19 protein-coding genes are annotated in these 25,336 nt (G+C 65.6%); 9 read left to right on the forward strand and 10 right to left on the reverse strand.

Annotation, left to right across the window (positions count from 1 at the left end):
* Window positions 1-228: 228 nt before the first annotated feature.
* The 4 genes from CI41S_RS02115 (at window position 229) to CI41S_RS02135 (ending at window position 5,269) form a co-directional block, all read left to right on the forward strand.
* Window positions 229-1,956: a hypothetical protein gene (locus CI41S_RS02115; RefSeq protein WP_139858535.1), complete on the forward strand. Its 1,728-nt coding sequence runs from the start codon at window positions 229-231 to the stop codon at window positions 1,954-1,956.
* A 214-nt stretch (window positions 1,957-2,170) separates the two neighbouring features.
* Window positions 2,171-2,893, forward strand: a complete 723-nt coding sequence (locus CI41S_RS02125; RefSeq protein ID WP_139857205.1) for a thermonuclease family protein — start codon at window positions 2,171-2,173, stop codon at window positions 2,891-2,893.
* 203 nt (window positions 2,894-3,096) lie between these two features.
* Entirely contained in the window at window positions 3,097-3,939 is an 843-nt protein-coding gene (locus CI41S_RS02130; protein ID WP_244626386.1) for an LssY C-terminal domain-containing protein, read from the forward strand.
* 145 nt (window positions 3,940-4,084) lie between these two features.
* On the forward strand, window positions 4,085-5,269 hold the full coding sequence (locus CI41S_RS02135; protein WP_139857206.1) for a pyridoxal-phosphate-dependent aminotransferase family protein: 1,185 nt from the start codon (window positions 4,085-4,087) through the stop codon (window positions 5,267-5,269).
* A gap of 645 nt (window positions 5,270-5,914) precedes the next feature.
* On the opposite strand, the gene CI41S_RS02140 is transcribed toward CI41S_RS02135, so the two are convergent.
* Window positions 5,915-6,232 (reverse strand): GIY-YIG nuclease family protein, encoded by a 318-nt coding sequence (locus CI41S_RS02140; RefSeq protein WP_139857207.1) that lies wholly within the window; start codon window positions 6,230-6,232, stop codon window positions 5,915-5,917.
* A 410-nt stretch (window positions 6,233-6,642) separates the two neighbouring features.
* Between CI41S_RS02140 and CI41S_RS02145 the strand changes: the two genes are divergently transcribed.
* From CI41S_RS02145 to CI41S_RS02160, 4 genes are all read left to right on the forward strand, one after another.
* Window positions 6,643-7,695: an ABC transporter ATP-binding protein gene (locus CI41S_RS02145; protein WP_244626432.1), complete on the forward strand. Its 1,053-nt coding sequence runs from the start codon at window positions 6,643-6,645 to the stop codon at window positions 7,693-7,695.
* 14 nt (window positions 7,696-7,709) lie between these two features.
* Window positions 7,710-8,774 carry an extracellular solute-binding protein gene (locus tag CI41S_RS02150; RefSeq protein ID WP_139857209.1) on the forward strand — a complete coding sequence of 355 codons (1,065 nt, stop codon included), beginning with the start codon at window positions 7,710-7,712 and terminating at the stop codon, window positions 8,772-8,774.
* A gap of 220 nt (window positions 8,775-8,994) precedes the next feature.
* On the forward strand, window positions 8,995-10,716 hold the full coding sequence (locus CI41S_RS02155) for an ABC transporter permease (RefSeq protein WP_139857210.1): 1,722 nt from the start codon (window positions 8,995-8,997) through the stop codon (window positions 10,714-10,716).
* A 185-nt stretch (window positions 10,717-10,901) separates the two neighbouring features.
* Window positions 10,902-13,001: a S9 family peptidase gene (locus CI41S_RS02160; RefSeq protein ID WP_139857211.1), complete on the forward strand. Its 2,100-nt coding sequence runs from the start codon at window positions 10,902-10,904 to the stop codon at window positions 12,999-13,001.
* 404 nt (window positions 13,002-13,405) lie between these two features.
* Here the strand turns inward: CI41S_RS02160 and CI41S_RS02170 are convergent, their stop codons facing one another.
* The 9 genes from CI41S_RS02170 to CI41S_RS02210 all read right to left on the reverse strand — a co-directional run bounded on the left by CI41S_RS02170 (window position 13,406) and on the right by CI41S_RS02210 (window position 23,992).
* Window positions 13,406-14,125, reverse strand: coding sequence for a ribonuclease activity regulator RraA (locus CI41S_RS02170; protein ID WP_139857213.1), 720 nt, complete (start codon window positions 14,123-14,125; stop codon window positions 13,406-13,408).
* A 105-nt stretch (window positions 14,126-14,230) separates the two neighbouring features.
* Entirely contained in the window at window positions 14,231-15,970 is a 1,740-nt protein-coding gene (araD, locus tag CI41S_RS02175; RefSeq protein WP_139857214.1) for an L-arabinonate dehydratase, read from the reverse strand.
* Between the two features lie 178 nt (window positions 15,971-16,148).
* The gene (locus tag CI41S_RS02180; protein WP_139479922.1) at window positions 16,149-16,781 is read right to left on the reverse strand and encodes a response regulator transcription factor; all 633 of its coding nucleotides are present in this window, start codon (window positions 16,779-16,781) and stop codon (window positions 16,149-16,151) included.
* Between the two features lie 384 nt (window positions 16,782-17,165).
* Entirely contained in the window at window positions 17,166-17,486 is a 321-nt protein-coding gene (locus CI41S_RS02185; protein WP_139857215.1) for a PilZ domain-containing protein, read from the reverse strand.
* Window positions 17,487-17,490: 4 nt separating this feature from the next.
* On the reverse strand, window positions 17,491-18,339 hold the full coding sequence (locus CI41S_RS02190; protein ID WP_139857216.1) for a CheR family methyltransferase: 849 nt from the start codon (window positions 18,337-18,339) through the stop codon (window positions 17,491-17,493).
* Window positions 18,340-18,372: 33 nt separating this feature from the next.
* Window positions 18,373-18,762 carry a response regulator gene (locus tag CI41S_RS02195; RefSeq protein ID WP_139857217.1) on the reverse strand — a complete coding sequence of 130 codons (390 nt, stop codon included), beginning with the start codon at window positions 18,760-18,762 and terminating at the stop codon, window positions 18,373-18,375.
* A gap of 43 nt (window positions 18,763-18,805) precedes the next feature.
* Complete coding sequence (locus CI41S_RS02200) at window positions 18,806-19,291, reverse strand: chemotaxis protein CheW (RefSeq protein WP_139857218.1); 486 nt, start codon at window positions 19,289-19,291, stop codon at window positions 18,806-18,808.
* A gap of 17 nt (window positions 19,292-19,308) precedes the next feature.
* The gene (locus CI41S_RS02205) at window positions 19,309-22,038 is read right to left on the reverse strand and encodes a hybrid sensor histidine kinase/response regulator (protein WP_139857219.1); all 2,730 of its coding nucleotides are present in this window, start codon (window positions 22,036-22,038) and stop codon (window positions 19,309-19,311) included.
* Between the two features lie 355 nt (window positions 22,039-22,393).
* Window positions 22,394-23,992, reverse strand: coding sequence for a flagellin N-terminal helical domain-containing protein (locus CI41S_RS02210; protein WP_139857220.1), 1,599 nt, complete (start codon window positions 23,990-23,992; stop codon window positions 22,394-22,396).
* Between the two features lie 573 nt (window positions 23,993-24,565).
* Here CI41S_RS02210 and CI41S_RS02215 point away from each other — a divergent pair.
* Window positions 24,566-25,276 carry a Crp/Fnr family transcriptional regulator gene (locus CI41S_RS02215; protein ID WP_244626387.1) on the forward strand — a complete coding sequence of 237 codons (711 nt, stop codon included), beginning with the start codon at window positions 24,566-24,568 and terminating at the stop codon, window positions 25,274-25,276.
* Window positions 25,277-25,336: the final 60 nt, after the last annotated feature.

Here is a 25,336-nt window from a genome sequence, read left to right on the forward strand (position 1 = left end):
CCCTTAACCCGATCGGGTGCGCGGGGCAACCCGGTTTGGCGCATGTGGCCGGGGCGGAGAGACACTTGACGGGGTTAAGATTTCGTTTTGTGAGGTCAGTCACATTTGCAACTCCTGAGGATTCATGTAGCTTTCCAAAGGCTTGCGGGACTGGGGGCGGACCGGTCGAACATGCCGCACCCTGCGGCGTTAACCGGTTCCTTGGGAAAGAGATCCAACTTGAGCTTGCTGGATTTTCACGGAATCGCCGGCGCCGTGTGCCGGTCGCTGACGGCGAGCAAGGACGGCCCGTCGCTTTACGACGTCTGCGACCCCGTGCTGCAGAGCTATCAGGGCGGCGATGCCCATCTCGGACAATTTTACCGGACCGCGCTCGGCAATCCGCCGCTGCGCGCGCTGCTCCGGCGCACCGGACTGCCGGCGCTGAAGGACGGCGAACGGCTGGCGGGCCTGCGCGCCGCGCTGCTCGCCGCCCGCGACGAGCCTGCGCCGGACTGGGCCGCGGTCGGCGCCCCGGTTGCGGCGCTGATGGACGATCTCGGCGTGCGCCACCCGGCCCCGCCGGCGGCCGGCGCGCCGGGCCGCCCGCCTGACCTGGCGGAAATCGAGCGCGTGATCCGCCTGACCGGCGCGCACCTGCTGCATTCGTTCCGCCGCAACGGCTTCATCCCGACCTATGCCGCGTTCAACCTCATCGGCGACCCCGACATCGGCGGCCGCGAGATGCTGATGGCGCTGACCGGGCTGAACGCGCGCGGCTACAAGAACTCGACCCTGCTGTTCTCGCTGGCGCGCATTTTCATCGCGCATTCGCCGGCGCGGGCGCTGATCAACCCGCCCTGGCGCGGCATCGCCGAGCCGATGTGGGAGCCGGTGCAGATCCGCCACCGCTCGGCCTATTACGACGCCTTCTTCACCGAGGCGCTGCTCGGCCTCATCGAGAGCGGGCTGGCATCACCTGGCGAGGCCGCCGCGGCGCGGCACGCGATCGCGGAGATGGTGGAGTTTTGCCTCAAGACCAGCGCCGAGGAGGTGCCGTCGCAGGACGGCGCGACGGTGAATGTGATCACCGCGCTGGCGCCGGGCAAGCATCCGCGCTTCTCGCGCTTCTTCGCCCAGATCAAGCAGGACCTCGGCTTCGGCATCTATGTGCCGGACTGCGACACCACGGCCTGCGCGTTCTCGGCCGCGACCCAGGCCGGCTCCGACGATCCGATCCTGGGCCAGCCGCTGGTCGATTTCTACCGCGGCTACCAGGTGCGCGCCGGCGCCAATGAGCCCCGCGTCACCGTGCCGCTCAACGACCACATCGACTATGAGGGCGGCGTCGTCACCTGGATCGACAATCTCAGGGGCGAGCGGCCCTATGGCAACGATCTCGACCCGACGCTGAATCTCGACATCCTCGAGGTCTCGTTCCGCAACCTCAAGCGCTGGAAGATCATCGAGACGCCGCAGCGGCTGGAGACGCTGCATCGCATCATCGCCTTCCAGCAGAAGCTGGTGGAGAGCGGCGCGTTCAAAAATCCGCGCTCGCATATCTATTATCTGCCGGAGCTGTATTCGGCCTATTTCGGCCGCTGCTACGCCGCCTTCGTCGCGCTGCCGCTGACCGCGCAGCGCATCATCGATCCGCACAATCTGTTCGCGCTGATCCGCGCCCGCGTACTCGGCTATGTCAAGGACGAGCTGATCGCCCATGAGATGAACCCGTTCGACGCAGCGCTGGCGCTGATGGCGCTGGCGCATCTCGACGCCGAGCCTTCGAGCTTCACGCCGGCGCTGCACTGCATCGTGCAGCAGCTCGGCGAGGGCGGCCGCAAGGGGCCGTACAAGGCCTATGAGTGGAACAAGATGAAGACGCCGACGCGGATTCTGGTCGGCGGGCCGGAGGTGACGTCGGCGTTCGTGCTGATCGCGCTGGCGCTGGCGCGGAAACGGATGGCGGGCGCTTAGCTTCTCGCCATCGTCATTCCGGGATGGCCCGAAGGACCAGACCCGGAATCTCGAGATTCCGGGTTCGATGCTGCGCATCGCCCCGGAATGACATTGCGGTGGATGACGCGAAGTTGAAACCGTCTGCAACACAACGCCACTGGCATGGCTGCCCAATTGCCCGCACAATCCTTCGGCACTGACAATTGATTGCTTCACCCCATCGGGATTGCCGATGCTCAAGACGTTGCTCACCGCTGCCCTGCTGCTGTCACCGACGCTGGCGTTCGCCGCCGATATCACCGGCGTGCCGAAGATTCGCGACGGCGACCAGCTCCTGATCGGCTCGACCCGGATCCGGCTCGGCGGCATCGACGCGCCGTCGACCGACCAGCTCTGCCTCAACACCAAGGGCGAGCGCTGGACCTGCGGGGTCGCGGCGCGTGACGAGTTGATCAAGCATGCCGGCCACAAGAGCTGGACCTGCCACGCCCGTTCGGTCGATCGCCGCGGCCGCACCGTGGCGCGCTGCGAGGTCGACGGCGAGGACATCCAGAAATGGCTGGTGAGCAATGGCTGGGCGCTGGCCTTCACCCGCCTCTCGCGCGACTACGAGGCCGACGAGCAGGCCGCGCGTGAGGCCAAGGCCGGGATGTGGCAGGGCGCCTTCATCGCGCCGTGGGACTGGCGCGTGCGCAACAAGAAGACCCATGTGCTCGGCGCCGTGAAGCCGCCGGAAGGCGCGCTCGCGATCCTGCTCGCCTCCGCCTCGGGTGCGGTCGCGCCGTCGCCCGACTGCACCATCAAGGGCAACGTCAACCGCTCCGGCGAATGCATCTTCCACCAGCGCACCAGCCGCTGGTACGCCAAGATCGAGATGAAGATTTCCAAGGGCACCCGCTGGTTCTGCTCGGTCGAGGAGGCCGAGGCCGCCGGCTGCCGCGAGACCCGGCGCTGACATCCGCGAATGCGCTCTATCGCCGCAGCGGCGTCCGGCCAAACCAGCGAAAACAACCCCATGCAAAGTAGCCGGCAGCCGGGGTTCGGCGCGGTAACTTGACACGTCGGGCAATCCAGCGGTATTCCATTATTCCGAAATCATGTAAGTTCCCCCCTCGCCCCGCTTGCGGGAGGGGTGACGCAGGTTTGCGGATAGGTCTCTTGGACGCTCAGGCCGACATCAATGCCAATCCAGACCCCGCGCGCCGCCGCGGCCGGCTGCGCCGCGCGCAGCTGTTGCTGCTGCTGGTGCTGACCACCTACCTGCTGGTGGCCTATCTGCTGCTGCCGGCATTCTGGACCCATTACGAGCACCAGAAGGGCCTCGCCAGCCTGCCGATGGTGACGCGCACCGCACAGGGCATTCCCGGCGATCCCATGAACATCGGCCTGATCGGCGACGTCAGAGACGTGGTCTGCGCGATGCATCAAGCGGGCTGGTATCCGGCCGATCCGGTCACGCTGCGCTCCTCGATCGCGATCGTCGGCAGCGTGCTGCTCGATCGTCCCTACAAGGATGCGCCGGTGAGCAGCCTGTTCTATCTCGGCCGCCGCGAGGACCTCGCCTTCGAGAAGCCGGTCGGATCGAGCGCCGACCGCCGCAACCATGTCCGGTTCTGGAAGGTGCTCGACCAGGGCGAGGAGAAGCGCCCGGTCTGGCTCGGCGCTGCGACGCTCGACCGCAGCGTCGGCATCAGCCACTACACCGGCGCGGTGACCCACCACATCGCGGCCGACCTCGACGAAGAGCGCGCGCTGCTCGCGGGCGACCTGGAATCCGCAGGCATGGTGACCGCGAAATATCAAGTCACCGGCATCGGGCCGACCTTCGACGGCCGCAATGGCGGCGGCGATCTCTATTTCACCGACGGCGAAATCTGGGTGCTGCGGCTGGTCGAGGCCTGCAGCAGGCATGACGGTCCGGTCGAACGGATTCCGAGCCCGGCGATGACCGAGTTCAAGGACCAGGTCTGGCACGCGGTGATGCAGGCGATCGGCAAATGAGACGGCTGTAATCGGGCGGTGTTCTGCGCTTTTCGAAGCTCTGGATTGCTCCGTCCTGCTCGCAATCGGCGCCCCGATGGCCTATCCTTCGCGCTTGACCCCTCACACGCATGATTTGCGCGCTTCACCCACAAGGACCACGACAATGACCGTTCGCGCGGGCCGGGAATTTCTGGCCATCCCCGGGCCCACCACGATGCCGGATCAGGTGCTGCAGGCGATGCATCGCCCGGCGCTCGACATCTACTCGGCCGAGATGATCGAGCTGACCGAGAGCCTGCTGCGCGACCTGTCAAAGCTGTTCGCGACCCAAGGCAAGTCCTACATCTACATCTCCAACGGTCACGGCGCCTGGGAGGCGACGCTGTCCAACGTGCTGTCGCGCGGCGACAAGGTGCTGGTGCTGGAGAGCGGCCGCTTTGCGATCGGCTGGGGCCAGGCCGCGGCCGCGATGGGCGCCGAGGTCGAGGTGCTGAAGGGCGATTGGCGCCGCGCCATTCGTCCCGCCGAGGTCGAGGAGCGGCTGCGGCGCGACAAGGAGCATACGATCAAGGCGATCCTCGCGGTGCAGGTCGACACCGCCTCGGGCGCCTATAACGACATCGAGGCGATCGGCAAGGCGATCAAGGCCGCCGGCCATCCCGCGCTGTTCATGGTCGACACCGTGGCCTCGCTCGGCTGCACGCCGTTCGAGATGGACAAATGGTACATCGACGTCGCGATGTCCGGCTCGCAGAAGGGCCTGATGACGCCGCCAGGCCTCGGCTTCGTCGCCGCCAGCGACCGCGCCTTCGAGGCACACAAGAAGGCCGATCTGCGCACGCCCTATTGGGACTGGACCGAGCGCGAAGGCAGCGAGCACTACCGCAAATATGCCGGCACCGCGCCGGTGCATTTGTTGTTCGCTTTGCGCGAGGCGATCAACATGATCCATGCCGAAGGGCTGGAGAACGCCTTCGAGCGGCACCGCCTGCTCGGCGAAACGGTGCGCCGCGCGGTCGCGGTGTGGGCCGAGGGCCAGGTGCTCGGCTTCAACATCGCGGAAGCCGCCGAGCGCTCCAACACGGTGACGACGGTGACCGTGAAGGGCGCCGACCCCGCCGCGATCCAGCGCTATGCCAAGGAGAAATGCGGCGTCGTGCTCGGCACCGGCATCGGCGACCTGCAGGGCCAGGCCTTCCGCATCGCCCATATGGGCCACGTCAACGCGCCGATGGTGCTCGGCACGCTCGGCGTCATCGAAGTCGCCCTCGCCGCCCTGAAAATCCCCCACGGCCGCGGCGGCGTCGACGCCGCCGTGCAGTGGCTGGGGGAGAACGTGAGGGCGTAGAGCCGAGGCGCTGCTTCGGACTCGTCACCTGAGAGGGTACGAAGCTTGTCCTCACCCACACCTGTCATCGCCCGGTTTAACCGGGCGATCCAGTACGCCGCGGCCTCTCGGATCAATCACCACTGCCTCTGGAATACTGGATCACCCGCCTGCGCGGGTGATGACACCGAGCAAGTTGAGCAAACCAACCCGTCATCCCCGCGCAAAGGCTTCGCCTTTGTCGCTGGAGGTGCGAGCCTCTTCGGCGAGCCTCGAAGGGTGCACGGCCCCGCTGCAGCCGCTAACGAACACTCGTGCGCGGAACCAGCCGGGGCCGTCGATCCTTCGAGGCTCGCCGAAGAGGCTCGCACCTCAGGATGACGGGGAGGAATCGTTTCGCGTGGATTTGACGAGCGGGCGCCAGCTCGACGACGCCACCGTGCGGTGGCTCGGCGAGAATGTGAGGGCGTAGGCGCCTGAGGCGCTGCTTAAGAACCGTCATCCTGAGGTGCGAGCCTTGCGGCGCAATTGCGCCGCTGGGCGAGCCTCGAAGGATGCACGGCCCGGCTGTCGACGTCTGCACGGTCTCTTCTTCGCAGCCACAGGGGCCGTTCATCCTTCGAGGCTCGCCGAAGGGGCTCGCACCTCAGGATGACGGGGAGGGAATCATTCCACGTCAGATTTGGCGCGTGGGGCGCCCGCGCGACGGCGTGCCAGACGGCTGATGGTTGCCCAATCCGATTTTATGAGGGCTTCCTTCTTCGTCCGGCCCCAGCCCTTGATCTGCCGTTCCGCCGCGATGGCGTCAGTGATGCGATCGAAGTATTCTGACCAGACGAGGACGACCGGTCGCCGGTTGTAAGTATAGCCCGGGAAAGCGCCCGCATTGTGCTGATCGACGCGTGGCGCCAGATCGTCGCCCGTTGCGCTACCGACATAGAAGGAATTGTCGGCGCAGCGAAGCATATAAACGTAGATGCCCATCGCCGTTGTCCACGATACACCGGGATTGAGCATACTTCGCCGCGACCAGCGGGCAAGCGTTCGTCGAATGTTTCAGCATTCCGCAAACGACGTACCGTCATCCTGAGGTGCGAGCCTCTTCGGCGAGCCTCGAAGGATCGACGGCCCCGCTGCAGCCGCGAACGAACACTTGTGCGCGGAACCAGCCGGGCCGTCGATCCTTCGAGGCTCGCCCAGCGGCGCAATTGCGCCGCAAGGGTCGCACCTCAGGATGACGGGACGAGATTAACTGGATGACGGGGAAGGAATGCGTGCGACGCATTGCTAAGAGCCTCCGCACTTTTCGTCGCCGCCATTTTCCGCTTTACTGCCGGTAACAGCCGGGCACGGATCCCTGCGAGAGAACAAGATGGAGGGATCGCTTGGCGGCGGTGGAGTTGCGCGGGCTGGTCAAGCGGTTTGGATCGTTTGTCGCGGTCGATGATGTCTCGCTCACGATCGATCACGGCCAGCTGGTCTGCCTGCTCGGGCCGTCGGGCTGCGGCAAGACCACGACGCTGCGGCTGATCGCGGGATTCCTGGAACCCACCGACGGCGAGATCCGGGTCGGCGAGCGCGTGGTGTCGTCGCGGGCACGCACGCTGCCGCCCGAGCAGCGCAACATGTCGATGATCTTCCAGAGCTACGCGCTGTGGCCGCACATGACGGTGGCCGAGAACATCGTCTACGGCCTGCGCCTGCGCAAGATGGATCGCGACACCATTGCCAAGAAGCTCGCCGCGATCCTGGCGACCACCAAGCTGGAACCATTGGCGCAGCGCTATCCGGGCGAGCTCTCCGGCGGCCAGCAGCAGCGCGTCGCGCTGGCGCGCGCGCTGATCGTCGGCCCGGAGACGCTGCTGCTCGACGAGCCGCTGTCGAACCTCGATGCGAACCTTCGCGAGGAGATGCGGTTCGAGATCCGCCGGCTGCACGACGAGTATCGCTACACCACGGTCTATGTCACCCACGACCAGTCGGAGGCGATGACGACCGCCGACCTGATCGCGGTGATGAACGCCGGCAAGATCGACCAGCTCGGCACGCCCGAGGACATCTACGCGCGGCCGGAATCCGAATTCGTCGCGCGCTTCATCGGCGCGGCGAACGTGATCAAAGGCACGGCGCGCGACGAGAGCCATGTCGAGTTCGCCGGCGCGACGCTTCAGGTGGTGGGGGCGAAGCTCACAGCCGGCCAGAGCGCGCCGGTCGCGATCCGCCAGCACGAAATCCTGCTGTCGACGCAGGCGCCCACCGCGCAGCAAAACACCATCAAGGCCACCGTGACGCGGCAGGTCTATCTCGGCATGAACCGCGACTACATGGTGGAGACACCTGATGGCACGTCGTTGCGCGTCACCACGCCCACCGAGACCGCGGTCGACAAGGGCAGCGAGGTCTGGCTGACCTTGCCGCCGGCGCGCTGCCGCGCACTCAGCCGATAAGGGACGGAGACGCGATGCGGAAGAGGATTTCCAGACGCGATGTCCTGAAGGGTTCTGCGACGATCGCGCTCGGCGCGGTATTCGCCTCTCCCACGTGCGCCGCGGCGCCGGAGCCGACGGCGATCACGCCCGAGCTCGTCGCCGCGGCGAAGAAGGACGGCAAGCTGGTGTTCTATTCGTCGATGGACCTGCCGGTCGGCGAAAAACTCGGCAAGGCGTTCGAGGCGGCCTATCCCGGCATCACGGTGCAGATCGAGCGCTCCGGCTCGGAGCGGCTGTTCCAGCGCGTCGCGCAGGAATTCGAGTCCAACATTCACGCCGCCGATGTCGTCAACAGCGCCGACGCTTCGCATTTCATCCCCTGGAAGAAGAGCGGCTGGCTGATGCCGTTCGTGCCCGAGGACGTCGCGAAGTATTTTCCGGAAACCTATCGCGATCCGGACGGCATGGCCGTGACCACGCGGCTGTGGCTGTCGTCGATCGCCTACAACACCAATCTGGTGAAGGCCGAGGACGCGCCGAAGAGCTTTGCCGACCTGCTCGATCCCAGGTGGGCCGGCAAGATGGTGAAGGGCCATCCGGCCTATAGCGGCACCATCATGACCACGACGTTCCAGCTGGTGCGCGAGCTTGGCTGGCCCTATCTCGAGAAGTTGTCAAAGCAGCGCGTGATGCAGGTGCAGTCGTCGACCGATCCGCCGAAAAAACTCTCGCTCGGCGAGCGCGCGGTGATGGCCGACGGCAATGAATACGGCATCGTGCTGCTGAAGGAAGCGGGCCAGCCGGTCGAGTCGGTCTATCCGAGCGAGGGCACGCCGACGATCTCGGGACCGACCGGCATCTTCGCCAGCGCGCCGCATCCGAATGCGGCAAAACTGTTCCAGGCCTGGCTGCATAGCCGCGAGACCCAGCAATTCTTCGTCGACTTCACCGCGCAGCATTCGGTGCACACGCAGGTGACGCCGAAGCCCGGCCGGCGCAAGCTCTCCGACATCAAGCTGATGAAGGAGGATCCGGCCGGCGTCGAGGCGATGACCGAAGAGATCAAGACGCGCTATGCGCGGCTGTTTCGGGTGTGAGGATGATCGCGGTGCGCACGTCCTTGCCTCGCCCCGCTCTTGTCCGCCGAAGCCCGCCTTCGGGCGAAGGCGGATGCGGGGAGAGGCCGCCGCGCATCGCAGATGCGCGGCGGGTGAGGGGGACTCTCCGCGCACCGCGCTCGCTGAAGCAGCCCCTCACCCCTCCCTCTCCCCGCGAAGAGCGGGGCGAGGGGGCTGAAGCAGTTCGGTTCAGGTCGACATGACAACAATCACCACCACCTCCCCCGCCGCCAAATCCCGCTTCGACTGGACCCGCCCCGTCCTGTGGCTGTTCGCCGCCGTCCTCGTCCTGCTCATCCTGCTGCCGTTGTCGTGGCTCGCGGTCTACGCCTTCACCGACAAGAGCCGGCATCCGACGCTTGCGAATTTCGTTACGCTGTTCAGCAATCCCGATTTCCTCGATCCGCTGTGGACGACGGCAATCATCGCGACCACCTCCGCGGTGATCTGCTGCATCGTCGCGGCGCCGATCAGCTGGCTGGTGTCGCGCACCGATATGCCGGGGCGGCAGACCATCCGCGCGCTGGTGACGGCGTCGTTCGTGACGCCGCCGTTCCTCGGCGCAGTCGCCTGGGAGTTGCTGGCGGCGCCGAATTCGGGGCTGCTCAACCAGCTCTACCGGCTGTTCGCCGGCGAGGACGCGGACGCGCTGTTCAACATCTATTCGCTGACCGGGATCATCTTCGTGATCTCCTGCTACACCTTTCCGTTCGTGTTCGTGCTGGTGGCGAACGCGCTTGACACGATGCCGGGCGAGCTGGAAGACGCCTCCGCGATCCTCGGCGGCAAGGCCTGGACCACGGCGCGGCGGGTGACGATTCCGCTGGCGCTGCCTGCGCTGGTCGCAGGCGCGCTGATCGCCTTCCTGCAGGCGATGACGCTGTTCGGCTCGCCGGCGATCCTGGCGCTGCCGGCCGGCTTCCACACCATGACGACCAAGATCTGGAGCCTGTTCCAGTACCCGCCGAAGCTCGAGCTCGCCGCCGCCGCCGCGGTGCCGCTGCTGCTGCTGACGATCCTGCTGCTGCAGGGCCAGAAGGCGCTGCTCGGCCGCCGCGGCTATTCCGTGATCGGCGGCAAATACGGCGCGCCGCGCCGGGTAGAGCTGAAAGGCTGGCGCTGGGCGGCGCTCGGCTTCTGTCTCCTGGTGCTGCTCAACCCGGTGTTCCTGCCCTATCTCGCGCTGCTCAACGCCGCGTTCTCGCCGAACGCCACCACGCTGGTGACGCCGTCGACGGCGACGCTGCACAACATCGTGTTCGTGTTCACCGAGCTGTCGTCGACGCAGCTTGCGCTGAAGAACACGGTGATCCTGGGCACCGCGACAGCGACGATCGGCACCATCCTCGCGCTCGTGATCGCCTATGTCACGACGCGAAAAGTGATCGCGGGCCACCGCGTGCTCGGCTTCCTTGCCACCGCGCCGGTCGCGGTGCCCGGCATCGTGCTCGGCGTCGGGCTGTTCCTGAGTTACACGCGGCCGCCCTTCGTGCTCTATGGCACGCTGTGGATCCTGCTGCTCGCCTTCCTCACCATCAATCTGCCCTCGGCCTATCAGCAATTGCAGGCGGCGTTCGCCACCATCCATCCCGAGCTGGAGGAAGCGAGCCGCATCCTCGGCGCGACGCGGCTGCAGGCGCTGCGCCAGATCACCGCGCCGCTCTTGCGCACCGGCGTGATCGCAACCTGGTGCTTCATCTTCATCGGCGTGATGCGGGAATTGTCGGCGGCGATCGTGCTGTTCACCTCGCAGACCAAGGTGCTGTCGGTCCTGATCTACGACCTCAACGAAGGCGGCGACCTCGCCGCGATCGCGGTGCTCGGCATCGCGATGCTGGTGATCACGTTTGCGGTGGTGCTGGCGGTGAACCAGATTCCGATGTCCGGCGGCAATGCCGGGGCGAAGTTGCGGAACGGGTAGCACCGCTCTTTCCCCGTCATTGCGAGCGAAGCGAAGCAATCCATTTCACCGCTTGTGGAGGCATGGATTGCTTCGCTGCGCTCGCAATGACGGGGATGGAGCGGAGCGCCCAACCGACGGTTTCGCATCTGGCAATCGCCGCATTGATCCCGATATAAGGCGGAACCCCGCACAATGAGGATCGAGTGACCAAACCTGCCAGCAAGCCCCCCGTCGCACCGCGCCGGCCGCACAGTTTCACCACCCACGGCATCACGGTGACGGACGATTACGCGTGGATCAAGGACCCGAAATGGCAGGACGTGCTGCGCGATCCCGCGATTCTCGATCCCGATATCCGCACCTATCTCGAAGCCGAGAACGGCTACACCGAGAGCCTGCTCGGCCACACCGACGGCCTGCAGAAACAACTCGTCAAGGAGATGCGCGGGCGGATCAAGGAGGACGATTCCAGCGTGCCGTCGCCGGACGGCCCGTTCGCCTATTTCCGCAAATTTCGCGAGGGCGGCCAGCACGAGCTGTTCTGCCGCATGCCGCGCGACGGCGGCGACGAGCAGATCGTGCTCGACGGCGACGCGCTGGCGAAGGACCACAAATACTTCAAGTTCGGCGGCAGCCGGCACTCCAACTGTCATCGGCTGCACGCCTGGAGCGCCGACACCAAGGGGTCGGAGTATTTTTCGATCCGGGTGCGCGACTGGGCCAGCGGCGGCGATCTCGACGATCTCGTCGAGGAGACCGACGGCGGCGTGGTTTGGGCGGCGGATTCCAGCAGCTTCTTCTACGTCAAGCTCGACGACAATCACCGCCCGATGCAGGTGTGGCGGCACAGACTGGGCACGAGGCAAGCGGACGACATCCTGATCTATGAAGAGCAGGATTCCGGCTGGTTCACCCATCTGCACGAGAGCGCCAGCGGCCGCTTCTGCGTGATCGCGGGCGGCGACCACGAGACCTCGGAGCAGCGGCTGATCGACCTCGCCGATCCCGACGCGCCGCCGCGGCTGATCGCGGCGCGCCAGGAAGGCGTGCAATATTCGGTCGCCGATCGTGGCGACGAACTGTTCATCCTCACCAATGCCGACGATGCCATCGACTTCAAGGTGGTGACCGCGCCGCTCGCGGCGCCGGAGCGCGCCAACTGGCGGGACCTGATCCCGTATCGCGAAGGCGTCTATGTGCTCGACGTCGAACTCTATGCCGGCCACATGGTGCGGCTGGAACGGGCCAATGCGCTGCCGGCGATCGTCATCCGCGACCTCAGTAACGGCGAGGAGCATGCGATCGCGTTCGACGAGGCCGCCTATTCGCTCGACACCATGGGCGGCTACGAGTTCGAAACCACCAATTTGCGCTTCGCCTATTCGTCGATGACGACGCCGTCGGAGGTTTTCGACTACGACATGGCGAAGCGGACGCGGGTGCTGCGCAAGCGGCAGGAGATTCCCTCCGGCCACAATCCGGCCGACTACGTCACCACGCGCATCATGGCGACCTCGCATGACGGCGCGCAGGTGCCGGTGTCGATCCTGCATCGCAAGGATTTGGTCCGCGACGGCAAGGCGCCGCTGCTGCTCTACGGCTACGGCTCCTACGGCATGGCGATGCCGGCGTCGTTCGCGGCCAACCGGCTGTCGCTGGTCGACCGCGGTTTTGTCTACGCCATCGCGCATATCCGCGGCGGCGCCGACAAGGGCTGGGGCTGGTATCTCGACGGCAAGCGCGAGAAGAAGACCAACAGCTTTGACGATTTCGCCGCGGCCGGCCGCGCGCTGTGTGATGCCAAATATACGAGTGAGAAACGCATCGTCGGCCATGGCGGCTCGGCGGGCGGCATGCTGATGGGCGCGGTCGCCAACCGCGCCGGCGAATTGTTCGGCGGCATCGTCGCCGAGGTGCCGTTCGTCGATGTGCTCAACACCATGCTCGACGACACGCTGCCGCTGACGCCGCCGGAATGGCCGGAATGGGGCAACCCGATCGAGAGCGAAACGGATTTTCGCACCATCCTGTCCTATTCGCCCTACGACAATGTCGCGGCCAAGAACTATCCGGCGATCCTGGCGATGGGCGGGCTCACTGATCCGCGCGTCACCTATTGGGAGCCGGCAAAATGGATCGCCCGCCTGCGCGCCACCATGGCGGGCGGCGGCCCGGTCTTGCTGCGCACCAACATGGGCGCCGGCCACGGCGGCGCATCGGGACGTTTCAACCGGCTCGACGAGGTCGCGATCGTCTACGCCTTCGCGCTGTGGGCGGTGGGGATGGCGGAGGCGGAGGTGTGAATGCTCCCTCTCCCCGTTCTTCACGGGGAGAGGGTTGGGGTGAGGGCCCCTATCCACGTAGGCGGTGAGAGACGGACCCGCGGAGGCTCCCCCTCACCCGGATCGCATTGCATGCGATCCGGCCTCTCCCCGCAGGCGGGGAGAGGCGAAGAGTCGCGTAGCCCGGATGGAGCGGAGCGAAATCCGGGATTCGTGCCAGCGGCGAGATCTCCCCGGATTGCGCTTCGCTCCATCCGGGCTACGGGCGTCGTGACTCCCTCTCCCCGTTCTTCACGGGGAGAGGGTTGGGGTGAGGGGCTGCTTCTGCAAAAACGGTGAAAGACGGAATCGCGGAGGCTCCCCCTCACCCGGATCGCATTGCATGCGATCCGGCCTCTCCCCGCAGGCGGGGAGAGGCGAAGAGGTCATCGACCCTTCGCCTTTCGCCAGGCGGCAAAATCCTTCAGGGTCTGTTCGTCGGTCGCCGGATAGAGGCCGAAGATGCCGCGGCCGTTCTGGACTTGCTCGGTGACGAAATCCTCGAACGCGGTCATCTCAAAAGTCTCGTCGGCGATCTCGTCGGCGAGATGCGCGGGAATGACGATGACGCCGTCGCTGTCGCCGAGGATCACGTCGCCGGGAAACACCGGCGCGTCGCCGCAGCCGATCGGCACGTTGATTTCGATCGCCTGGTGCAGCGTCAGATTGGTCGGCGCGCTCGGGCGGTGGTGGAAGGCGGGGAAGCCGAGCCGCGCGATCTCGGCGGAATCGCGGAAGCCGCCGTCGGTGACGACGCCGGCACAGCCGCGCTTCATCAGCCGCGTCACCAGGATCGCACCGGCGGAGGCCGCACGCGCATCCTTGCGGCTGTCCATGACAAGCACCGCGCCGACCGGACAATCCTCGATCGCTTTGCGCTGCGGATGCGCGCGATCGCGAAAGACGTCGATCTTGTTGAGGTCCTCGCGCGCCGGCATGTAGCGCAGCGTGAAGGCCTCGCCGACCATGGTCGGCTGGTCCGGGCTCAGCGGATGGACGTCCTGGATCATCTGGATGCGGAAGCCGCGCTTGAACAGCGCGGTGGCGACGGTGGCGGTGGAGACGGATTTGAGTTTGTTGCGGGTGGTATCGCTGAGTTTTGACATGATGCTCTATCCTTAATGTCATTCCGGGGCACTCGCGTCAGCGCGTGAACCCGGAATCTCGAGGTTCCGGATTCGATGCTGCGCATCGCTCCGGAACGACGGTGACTAATAGATCGACGGCTCGCCGACCGGCTTGCCAAAGCCGGTCTCGAGGAAATCGAAATCGCAGCCCTCATTGGCCTGCTTGATGTGTTTTGAGAACATCCAGCCATAGCCGCGCTCGAAGCGGCGCTCGGGCTGCTGCCATTCGGCGCGGCGTTTTGCCAATTCGGCTTCCGGCACATCGAGATTGATGGTGCGCGCGGCGACGTCGAGGGTGATGCGGTCGCCGTTCTTCACCAGCGCCAGCGGGCCGCCGATATAGGATTCCGGCGAGACGTGCAGGATGCAGGCGCCATAGGAGGTGCCGCTCATCCGCGCGTCCGACAGCCGCACCATGTCGCGCACGCCCTGCTTCACCAGCTTGGTCGGGATCGGCAGCATGCCCCATTCCGGCATGCCCGGGCCGCCCTGCGGGCCTGCATTGCGCAGGATCAGCACGTGGTCCGCGGTGACGTCGAGATCGGGATCATCGACCGCCTTCTTCATCGATGGGTAATCGTCGAACACCAGTGCCGGCCCGGTGTGCTTCAGGAAGCGCGGATCGCAGGCACTCGGCTTGATCACGCAGCCGTCGGGCGCGAGATTGCCCTTCAGCACCGCCAGCGCACCCTCCTTGTAGATCGGGTTGTCGACGGTGCGGATGACGTCGTCGTTATGCACCTCGGCGTGCGCGATGTTTTCGCCGAGGGTCTTGCCGGTGACGGTGACGCAGTCGAGATGCAGATGCTGCTTGATCCGGCTCATCAGGCCGGGCAGCCCGCCGGCGTAGAAAAAGTCCTCCATCAGATAGAGGTCGCCGCTCGGCCGCACGTTGGCGATCACAGGCACCTTGCGGCTCGCGGTCTCGAAATCGTCGAGCCCGATATCCTGGCCGGCGCGGCGCGCCTGCGCGATCAGATGAATGATCGCGTTGGTCGAGCAGCCCATCGCCATCGCAACCGTGATGGCGTTCTCGAACGCTCTTCGCGTCTGGATCTTCTGCGGCGTGAGATCCTCCCACACCATCTCGACGATGCGGCGGCCGGCCTCCGAGCTCATGCGGATGTGGTTGGCGTCGGCCGCCGGGATCGACGAGGCGCCGGGTAGCGTCATGCCGATCGCCTCCGCGATCGCGGTCATGGTCGAGGCGGTGCCCATGGTCATGCAGGTGCCGTAGCTGCGGGCGATGCCGGCCTCCATGTCGACCCAGTCGCGGTCGGAAATTTTGCCGGCGCGGCGCTCGTCCCAGTATTTCCAGGCGTCGGAGCCGGAGCCGAGCGTCTTGCCCTTCCAGTTGCCACGCAGCATCGGGCCGGCCGGCAAGTAGATCGCGGGCAGGTTCATGCTGGTGGCCCCGAGCAGCAGCGCGGGCGTGGTCTTGTCGCAGCCGCCCATCAGCACCACGCCGTCGACCGGATGGCCGCGCAGCAGCTCCTCGGCGTCCATCGCCAGCATGTTGCGGTAGAGCATCGTGGTCGGCTTCAGCAGGGACTCCGACAGCGACAGCGCCGGCAACTCCATCGGAAAGCCGCCGGCCATCAGCACGCCGCGCTTGACGTCGTCGACCCGACTCTTGAAGTGCATGTGGCAGGGCTGCGCGTCCGACCAGGTGTTGATGATCGCGATCACCGGGCGGTCGCGCCACTCCTCCGGCGCGTAGCCCATCTGCATCGCGCGCGATCTGTGGCCGAAGGCGCGCAAATCGTCCGGCGCAAACCAGCGCGCGCTGCGCAATTGATCCGGGGTCTTGTTGTTCTTCGTCATCGCCATGGGTCTCGACGTTGCTCGCACGGCGCGCCGTCCCCGGCGCACCTGCCCTAGCCTACGCATATACAGGATTTCCGGACGCGTCGTCCCCCACGCGCGGCGCAGAGGTGCCGTTCGCTGAACGTGCGCCGCACAGGTCCGCAATGTGGAAATCGGAGCGTAAACCGACCTTGGCTTACTTCTGCTGCGCCGTCATCACGATGCGAACCAGATCGGCGGCGTTGCGCGCGCCGAGCTTCTTCATGATGTTGGCGCGGTGGTCCTCGATGGTACGCGGGCTGATGCCGAGATGACGCCCGGCCTCCTTGTTGGAGGCGCCCGCGGTGAACTGCTCGAGCACCTCGCGCTCCCGGCGGGTCAGCGGCTCGCGGCCCGGGAAATGCAGCGAGGCGATCCGCGACGCCGAGCTCTCGGTCCGGCGCCTAGTGTAGGCCTCGATCGCCTCATTGAGGCGGCTGACGATCTCGTTGCCGCGGAACGGCTTCTCGATGAAATCGAGCGCGCCGTTCTTGATGGCGCTGACCGCCATCTGGATGTCGCCCTGGCCCGAGATCATGAAGATCGGCGCCGGATAATCCTCGCCGTGCAGTTCTCTGAGGATATCGAGGCCGGATTTGCCGGGGATATGCACGTCGAGCAGGATGCAGGCCGGCGTCCGGCTGCGCGCCACCTGCAGCAGCGCGGCGCCATCGGCAAAGCAGATCACCTTGTAGCCGGCCGTCGACAGCACCACGGAAAGCGTCTCGCGCACGGCGGGATCGTCGTCGACTACGAAAATCTCTCCGCGCGGAACACCATTCTCAACCATGTGCATCGTCCATCAGTGGTGCAGCGACATATTCGACTGCACAAGGAATAGCTCGACCATTTCGATCGATGGACCCGTATTTGTACGGGACGTCGGCTTAACGCACAAGTAGCGGCGCGCTCCATAAAAATGGCGGTAGTGGAGAAACTTGCATGGAATATCCGGCAGCGGATGGCGTTACGGTGTGACCTGCGACGCGAGCCTTGCGGCTGCGCTCGATCGGCTGTGCGAGTCCGCGGCGCCGGCGCGGCTCCTGAATTGATCCCGCCGAGCCCGAAAACCCGCCGGGATTGATCCGGGCCGGCTACGCCGACAAGCTCCAACACATCAGGCCGGCGATCCGTTCCTCGCGGGGCCACGATACGGACGGCCCGCAGGGCCCGCTCAGGCCCCGATCCGGTCCGCCTCGCCGGCCGGCGGCCGTTTCTTGGCCGGCTTGCCCTTGAGGAAGCTGATGTCCATCTCGGTGCCGTTGACGCGGACCAGTTCGCAACGGCGATAGGCGAGCCCGGTTGAGGACAGCAGAAGGAAGAACTCCTTCAGGTTGAGGCCCTGGATGGAACCTTCGACCGTCAGCGCCGCATCGGTGTCGGAGATGGCGTTGAGCAGGCAATCCCGCCGCCAGGTGCCGTCGATGGCCATGATGCAGACATCGACACCCCGGCTGAAGGTCACCCGCTCGACGAGTTTGCCATCTTCCGTCATCACACTATCCCGCGACGGCGACCCTGGGCATGGCGGCCGCAAGTCCCCGCGCCCCGTTCGGCCGGTACAGGCCGCGCCGCTCCGGCACCGGCTTGAAGCTGTCGGTCAGGCCGACCACCGTTTCGGCCGCGCCCAGCACCAGGAAGCCGTCGGCCTCCATCGATCGGGCGAGACGGTTGAAGACGTTGATCTTGGTGTCCTGGTCGAAATAGATCAGCACGTTGCGGCAAAAGACCACATCGAAGACGCCGAGCTGGGCGAAATCGTGCAGCAGATTGAGCTGATGGTGCTGCACCATCGAGCGCAACTCCGGGTTGATCTGCCAAAGCTCGCCGGACTGCTTGAAATACTTGACCAGCATCTGGATCGGCAGCCCGCGCTGCACCTCGAACTGGCTGTAGATGCCAGCCTTGGATTTCTCCAGCACCTCCTGCGACAGATCGCTTGCGACGATCTCGACCCGCCACCCGGCCAGCGTCGCGCCCATTTCCTTCAGGCACATCGCCAGCGAATAGGGCTCCTGGCCGGTCGACCCGGCGGCGCACCAGATCCGGACGCTGCGGCGCGCGGCACGCGCCTTCAACACGTCGGGCATGATGGCGTCGCGGAAGTGATCGAACGGCACCTTGTCGCGGAAGAAGAAAGTCTCGTTCGTGGTCATGGCCTCGACCACCTGCGGGATATACGCGCCGCCCCTGATTTTCGTCACCAGGTCGGGGATGCCGGACAGGCCGTATTTGCGCGCCAGCGGCAGCAGGCGGCTTTCAATGAGGTATTGCTTGTCCGCGGACAAGTCGAGACCGGAATGGTCCTTCAGGAGCTTACGCAGATACTCGTAGTCAGGGGGCGTCACTGCAGCCTCACAACGCAAGAGGGGGAAGTGGCTTTACGCGTCGGTCGGCGCGTCGAGCGCGAGCAGGCCGACTTCCTGGAATTTTGCGACCACGATGTCCTTGTCGAACGGCTTCATGATGTATTCGTTGGCGCCGGCATGCAGCGCGCGCGAGATGTGGTCGATGCCGTTCTCGGTGGTGCAGAACACGACCTTGGGCTGATCGCCGCCGGGCAGGCGGCGCAGCTGCACCAGGAATTCGAAGCCGTCCATGACCGGCATGTTCCAGTCGAGCAGCACCGCGTCCGGCAGCGCACGCTTGCAGGCCTCGAGCGCGACCGCGCCGTCCTCGGCTTCGATGATGTGGAAATTCATGCCTTCGAGAATGCGGCGCGCGATCTTCCGCACCACGCTGGAATCGTCGACGACGAGACATGTCTTCATCTGTTGGCCTCCTTGTTGAACCGCCGTCTTTCGCGGCGGAGCGTTACGCTGCAGCAGCTGTCTTCAGATCAAGCTTGGGCACCAGTTCGAGCACGCGATCGACGTCGAGCACGACCATGAGCTGGCCGTCGAGGCGGTGGACGCCGCCGGCGAGCTTGGCCATGCGCGGATCGAGGTTGACCGGGTTGTTCTCGCGACCGGCATCGGGCAGCCGCAAGACTTCGCCGATCTGGTCGATCAACAGGCCATAGGATTCGCCGCGCTGGTCGACGCCGACCGCCATCGGCGGCTGGCCGTCCTCGGGCTTCGGCAGCCCGAGCCGGGCGCGCATGTCGATCACGGTGACGATGCGGCCGCGCAGATTGAGCACGCCGGCGATCTCGGCGGATGACAGCGGCACCCGCGTCAGCCGCTCCGGCATGAACACGTCCTGCACCCGCGAGATCGGCAGGCCGAACAGCTGCCCGCCGATCACGGCGGTGACGTATTCGGCCATCGCGCCTTCGCTCGCTTCTGTCTTGCTGGTCATCGATCCTGTTCCGTTGGTTATGCCGCGCGCCGCATCTCGGCGGTCTGCTCCTTCAGCGCCGCGATCAGCCCGGGACGGTCGAACTTGGCGACATAGTCGTGGAAGCCGGCCTGCCGGCCGCGCTCGATCGCCGCCGGCGACACCATCGCCGACAGCGCGATGATCGGCATCGCATTGAGATTGTTGTCCGAGCGGATGCTCTCGGCGAACTCGAAGCCGTTCATCTCGGGCATCTCGATGTCGGTCAGCACCACATCAAAACTTTGGCCCGAACGCAGCGCGGCAAGACCTTCCTGCGCGCTCGGCGCGGTGCGCACCCGGTAGCCCGCGGCCTTCAAGACCGGCGCCAGCATGTTGCGGAAGAAGGCCGAGTCGTCGACCAGCAGCACCGACTGCGCGCTCGCCGAGGGCCGCATCTCCTTGCGCGAGAACCAGTCGGCGAACGCCATGGGAAGGAAGTGACCGACGTCGATCACCTCGGTGGCCTGGCCCTTGATCACCGCCGAGCCCAGAATGCCGTCCTGCGATCCCGCCACCTCGATGTTGAGCCGCTCCTCGACGATGTCGATGATCTCGTCGACCACGAGCCCCATCGAGCGGCCGTCGTCGGCGAACACCAGGATCGGCTGGGTACCCTGGGTCTGCACCTGGACGCCGGCCATCTGCACCAGCGGCATCAGCTGCTCGCGGTACTGCACCATGTAGCGGCCGTTCGAGAGCTCGATCTTGTCGGTCGCGATCTCCTCAAGGCGCGTGACCAGGCTGAGCGGCACCGCCTTGGGCTGGCTCGAGCCGGCGCGGAACACGAGCAGCGAGGTCAGCTGCTCGCCGGAGTTGGCGTGCGCCGCGCTGTGATCCTCGGCGAGGTCATGCGCCGCGGCGCTGGAGGCGCCGAGCGCTTTGACGATGCCGTTGGGGTCGATGATCATGATGACAGCGCCATCGCCCAGAATCGTGTTGCCGGAGAACATGTCGATGTGGCGCAGTTTTGTGGACATCGGCTTGACCACGATCTCCTCGGTGTGGAACACGCCGTCGACCACGATGCCGAAGGTCTGGCTGCCCACTTGTGTGACCACGATGAAGCCGTTCTCGGCGTCGGTGGTGGTCGCACCGTCGTCGATCTTGAGCAGCTTCTTGAGGTGGATCAGCGGCAGCAGCTTGTTACGCAGCCGCAAGACCGCGGTGTCCTTGATCCGCTCGATGCGGTGCTCGGAGTTGGCGCGGGCGCGCACCAGCTCGACCACCGAGAGCTGCGGAATCGCAAAGCGGTCGCCGCCGGCTTCCACGATCAGGGCGGAGACGATTGCAAGAGTCAGCGGGATCTTGATGGTGACCGAGGCGCCCTCGCCGGCCACGCTCTTGATGTCGATGGTGCCGCCGATCTGGTCGATATTGGTGCGCACCACGTCCATGCCGACGCCACGGCCGGACACCGAGGTGATCTGCGCCGCGGTCGAGAAGCCCGGCGCGAAGATGAACTTGTGGATCTGGGCTTCGGTCATCTTCTCCAGCTCGGCCTCGGTGACGAGACCGTTCTGGAGCGCCTTGGCCTTGATCCGCTCGGTGTTGAGGCCGCGGCCATTGTCGGCGATGCAGATGATGATGTGGCCGCCCTCGTGATAGGCGCTTAGGCGAATGGTGCCCTGCTCGGGCTTGCCGGCGGCAACGCGCTCCGCGGTGGTCTCCAGACCATGATCGGCGGAGTTGCGCACCATGTGCGTCAGCGGGTCCTTGATCAGGTCGAGCACCTGGCGGTCGAGCTCGGTGTCGGCGCCGTGCATCTCGAGCTCGATCTGCTTGCCGAGTTCGCCGGAGAGGTCGCGGACGATGCGCGGCAGCTTCTGCCAGGCATTGCCGATCGGCTGCATGCGCGTCTTCATGACGCCCTCCTGCAGCTCGGCGGTGACGTTCGACAGCCGCTGCAACGGCACCTTGAACTCGGTGTCCTCGTTGCGGCGGGAGATTTCCAGAAGCTGGTTGCGGGTCAGCACCAGCTCGGAGACCATGGTCATGAGATGTTCGAGGGTGTCGACATTGACCCGGATCGACTGGTTGGCGATCTTGTCGCCTTCCTGGACGTCGGTCTCGGCGGCGGCCTTGCGCGCCGGCTTCTTCGCGGCCACGGGCTCTGCGGCCTTGGCAACCGGAGCCGGCGCAGGCGCTGGCGCAGCGACTTCGGTCTCGGTCTCGCGGAAGGCGCGCTCGAGCTCGTCGAGCGAGACCTCGCCCGGACGCAGCGGACGCTCCAGCGTCTGCGCCACCAGCGTGCCCTCGGTCATGGCCGGCTGCGTCGATGGAGCTTCGACGACGGGGACGTCCTCAACACCAGCCGCCGCGATCGGCAGAGCCGACGCTGACATCGCGGCCATGCCGCGTTCAACCATCGCCTCCAGCTGATCGATCAGGTCGCGGTCATTGCCCTCCGGCTCGGCCTCGGTGGCCTCCAGCCCCGCAAGAATCTCCTTGATGCGGTCGATCGAGGACAGGATCAGCGTCACGGCTTCCGCCCTGACCGGCATGCCGTCGCGGAATTTGCCCATCAAGGTCTCGCCGGCATGCGCCAGCGCCTCGAGCCGCGGCAGCCCGAGGAAGCCGCAGGTGCCCTTGATGGTGTGCACCAGGCGGAAGATGTTATCGAGGATCTTGGCGTTGTTCGGATCCTGCTCGAACTGCACCAGCTGGTTGTCGACCGTGTCCAGGCTCTCGCTGCTCTCCGTCAGGAATTCGCGCAACAGATCGTCCATCGGAACAGGCCCCCTCAAAGTGCTGCGGAACGGTCGCCTCGCACCGATAACTCCACCGGCTTCACGGCGGCGTTAATTTTGCCGTCCGTGCAAATACGGACGATGAGGTAATTCAAATGGTTGCACGATTATTACGACGTCGCGGCAGTCTCGACGGAACAGCTACTTATCGCCCGTATGGGCAAAACCGCGTTCCGCCGGCGATTCCGACTTGAATCAAAATTGATGAGAGCGCGCCCGATGCACAGCGCGCATCAGGCGCAGGGCTGCAGGCAATCCGCAGCATCAGCCCACAAAGCAGAGGCGGCGGAGTTTCCTCCGCCGCCTCGATAGTCGATGTCTGGTGCTACTTCGCTTAGCGGAGCAGCTGCAGCACGCTCTGCTGGCTCTGGTTGGCCAGCGCCAACGCGGACACTGCGATCGACTGGCGGGTCGACAGTGCCTGGCTGTTGGCCGCTTCCTCGTTGGTGTCGGCCAGCGTCAGGTTGGACGAGCCGGTCTGCAGCACGTTGATCAGGTTCTTCGAGAAGTCCTGACGGATCTGCACGATCGACAGGTTCGAACCGAGGGTCGAAGCCTGGGTGCGCAGCAGGCCGCTCGCCGAGTTGAGGGTCTTCAACGTAGCGTTGGCGGAAGCGTTGTCGATGAAGTCCGTGCCGGCCACCAGCTTGGTGAGGTTGAGGCCGGAGGCATCGAAGGTGACGCCCTGGATCTTCAGCGTCGAGGAGCCCGTCTCGTTGAAGGTCAGCTTGAGCTGATCGCCATTGAGCAGGTTGATGCCGTTGTACGACGCGTCCTGGGCGGTCGTGGTGATCTGGTCCAGGATGTTGTTGTACTGATTGACCAGGTTGGCACGGTTCGCCAGCCCACCCGGATCCTGCACCGGGGCGCTGCCCGCCAGGCCGTTGAACAGCTTGCCCGAAGCGGCTGCCGTGCCACCGATCGTGCCGATGGTCGCGGACGCAGCGTCGTTGGTGGTGCTGATGGTGAGCGCACCGCCCGCGCTGAGCGACGCCTGCAGGTTGTTGGCCGACAGTGCGGCGTTCAGGTCGTTGAGGGATTTCACCTTGCCGATGCCTGAGCCGAAGGTGATGTTGGTGGCGGTGCCGTTGCCGGTCGCGCCGATCGTCAGCGTCAAACCATCCAGCGGCGAGGGCGTCGTCACGGTGCGCGCCGTGGTTCCGGCGGTAAGGCCGAAAGCGGCCAGTGCCGAGCCGGAGATGGTGAGATCCTGGTTGATGCCGGTGCTGATCTGGAGCGCGCCGGCCGACACGGTGGAGGCGGTGGTGGCACCCGTGATGCCGTCGATCGCCGTGAGCAGGTCGCCAACCGTCAGCGTGCTGCCCGCGCCGGTGCCGAGGGTCACGTTGCCGGACGCATCGGTCGTCGAGGTGGTCTGCGCGGTCGAGAACGTGATCGTCTTGCCGTTGACGCTGATCACACCGGTCGGGGTCGACGCCAGGGTATCGGCGTTGGTCGCGCTGACGAGCTTGGTGGCGGCCGTGATCGGCACGGGCGTCGTCAGGTTGTTGTTGACGACCGAACCAGCGAGGGTGGCGCTGGCGTAGATGGCGGTGCCGCGGATATCATCTGTGGTCGCACCATGGATCGCGGCGGTCGTCACCGAAGACTTCTGCGAATAGCCGACCGCAGCCTGCAAGGCCTGGTTTGCGACCGACTTGGCGCTGTCGACGAGCTTCTGCAGCGAGGTGATGCCGGTGTTGGCGGCCTGCAGCACCTGCACGCCGTTGCTGATGCCGTCCAGCAGGTTGTTGATGTCGCTGGCGCGGTTGTCGAGCGACTGCGCCGTGAAGAAGTTGGTCGGATTGTCGAGAGCGGTGTTGACCTTCTTGCCGGTGGACAAGCGGTTCTGCGTGGTGGCGAGCAGGTCGGCCGTCGACTGCAGCGAAAGCAGGTTTTGACGGACCGATGCCGAAAGAACGATGCCGGACATACTGATACCCTTCTGGATGAACACGTTGACGCAACGCCGCAGGTTTCACGCGGCGGTCCGTGCCACACTGGGCTGTCCGCGCTACCCGTTCGTTAAAGAGCCAATCCGTACAAATACCAAGAGCGGCCCCGCCCGGTGATTCTACGCGCCGCCCGACCTCGCGGCGGAAGCCCGGCGATCGGCCACGGCGCCGCGGCGAAATTGTCTCGCTTTTTCAGGACTTGCCGCAGCTCGCGCGGCTGGCTGGACGCCGCGTATTGCCGCGACGGCGAATTGACGGCGGCCGGATCCGGCGCGGATTAGAGTTAACGCAAATCAATAAATGCCACGAAAAGCTGCAGCTTTTGCCGCGGCACCACCGGAGAGTGTGGCAAAGTCGAATCGATGCCGCGCTGGCCAAGGCGGCCTGGGCTGTCTGCCCTGTAGCGGGTATATTATCAATCCTACAACCGGATATTGCCGCCACTACAACACTTGTGCAATTGGACAGGCAAGCTATGGTCGCTTTCATTCCACGCGCCAAGAGTAGGTGATGCGAGACCGTAGTGCTCCCCGCCCTCGGCAGGAGTTCTAATGTCTGCCGTTTCACGTCCGCCTAACCGTCTGTTGCAAGCGCTGCCCGCAGCTGACTACACGCAACTTCATCCGCTTCTCGAAACCGTCGAGCTGGTCAAGGAAACCGTGCTGGCCGACGCCGGCGCACCGGTGCAGCGGGTCTATCTGCCGCACAGCGGCGTGGTCTCGATGATGGTCAATCTGTCCGACGGGCAATCGGTCGAGATTGCGACCGTCGGCCGCGACAGCATCGTCGGCGCCTCGGCCGCGCTGCATGACCGGCCGCCGCTCGCCGACGCCATCGTCGTGGTGCCCGGGACCGCCTCGGCGCTGCGCGCGGAGGATTTCCGCGAGGCCGTCGATCGCAGCGCCGCCTTGCGGACCCTGGTCGCGCTCTACGAGCAGGCGCTGATGGCGCAGACGCAGCAATCCGTCGCCTGCAACGTGTCGCATCCGGTCGAGGCGCGGCTGTCGCGATGGTTGCTGCGCGCACGCGACCTGTGCGGCAGCGAAGCGTTGCCGCTGACCCAGGAGATGCTGGCGCAGATGATCGGGGTCCGGCGCAACGCGGTCTCGATCGTCGCGCATGGATTTCAACAGGCCGGCATCCTGCGCTACAGCCGCGGCCACATCGAGATCACCGATATCGAGGGCCTGCGCAAGGCGACCTGCGAATGCTACGCCACCGTCAAGGCGCATGCGGAACAATTCATCGGGCCGGAGGACTGAGAGCGGCGTTGCCTACCGAATATGCAGTTTGTGCCAGCCGTATCCGCGGCGTTAGCCGGT

The organism is Bradyrhizobium ivorense, assembly GCF_900696085.1.
Taxonomy (GTDB): Bacteria; Pseudomonadota; Alphaproteobacteria; order Rhizobiales; family Xanthobacteraceae; genus Bradyrhizobium; species Bradyrhizobium ivorense.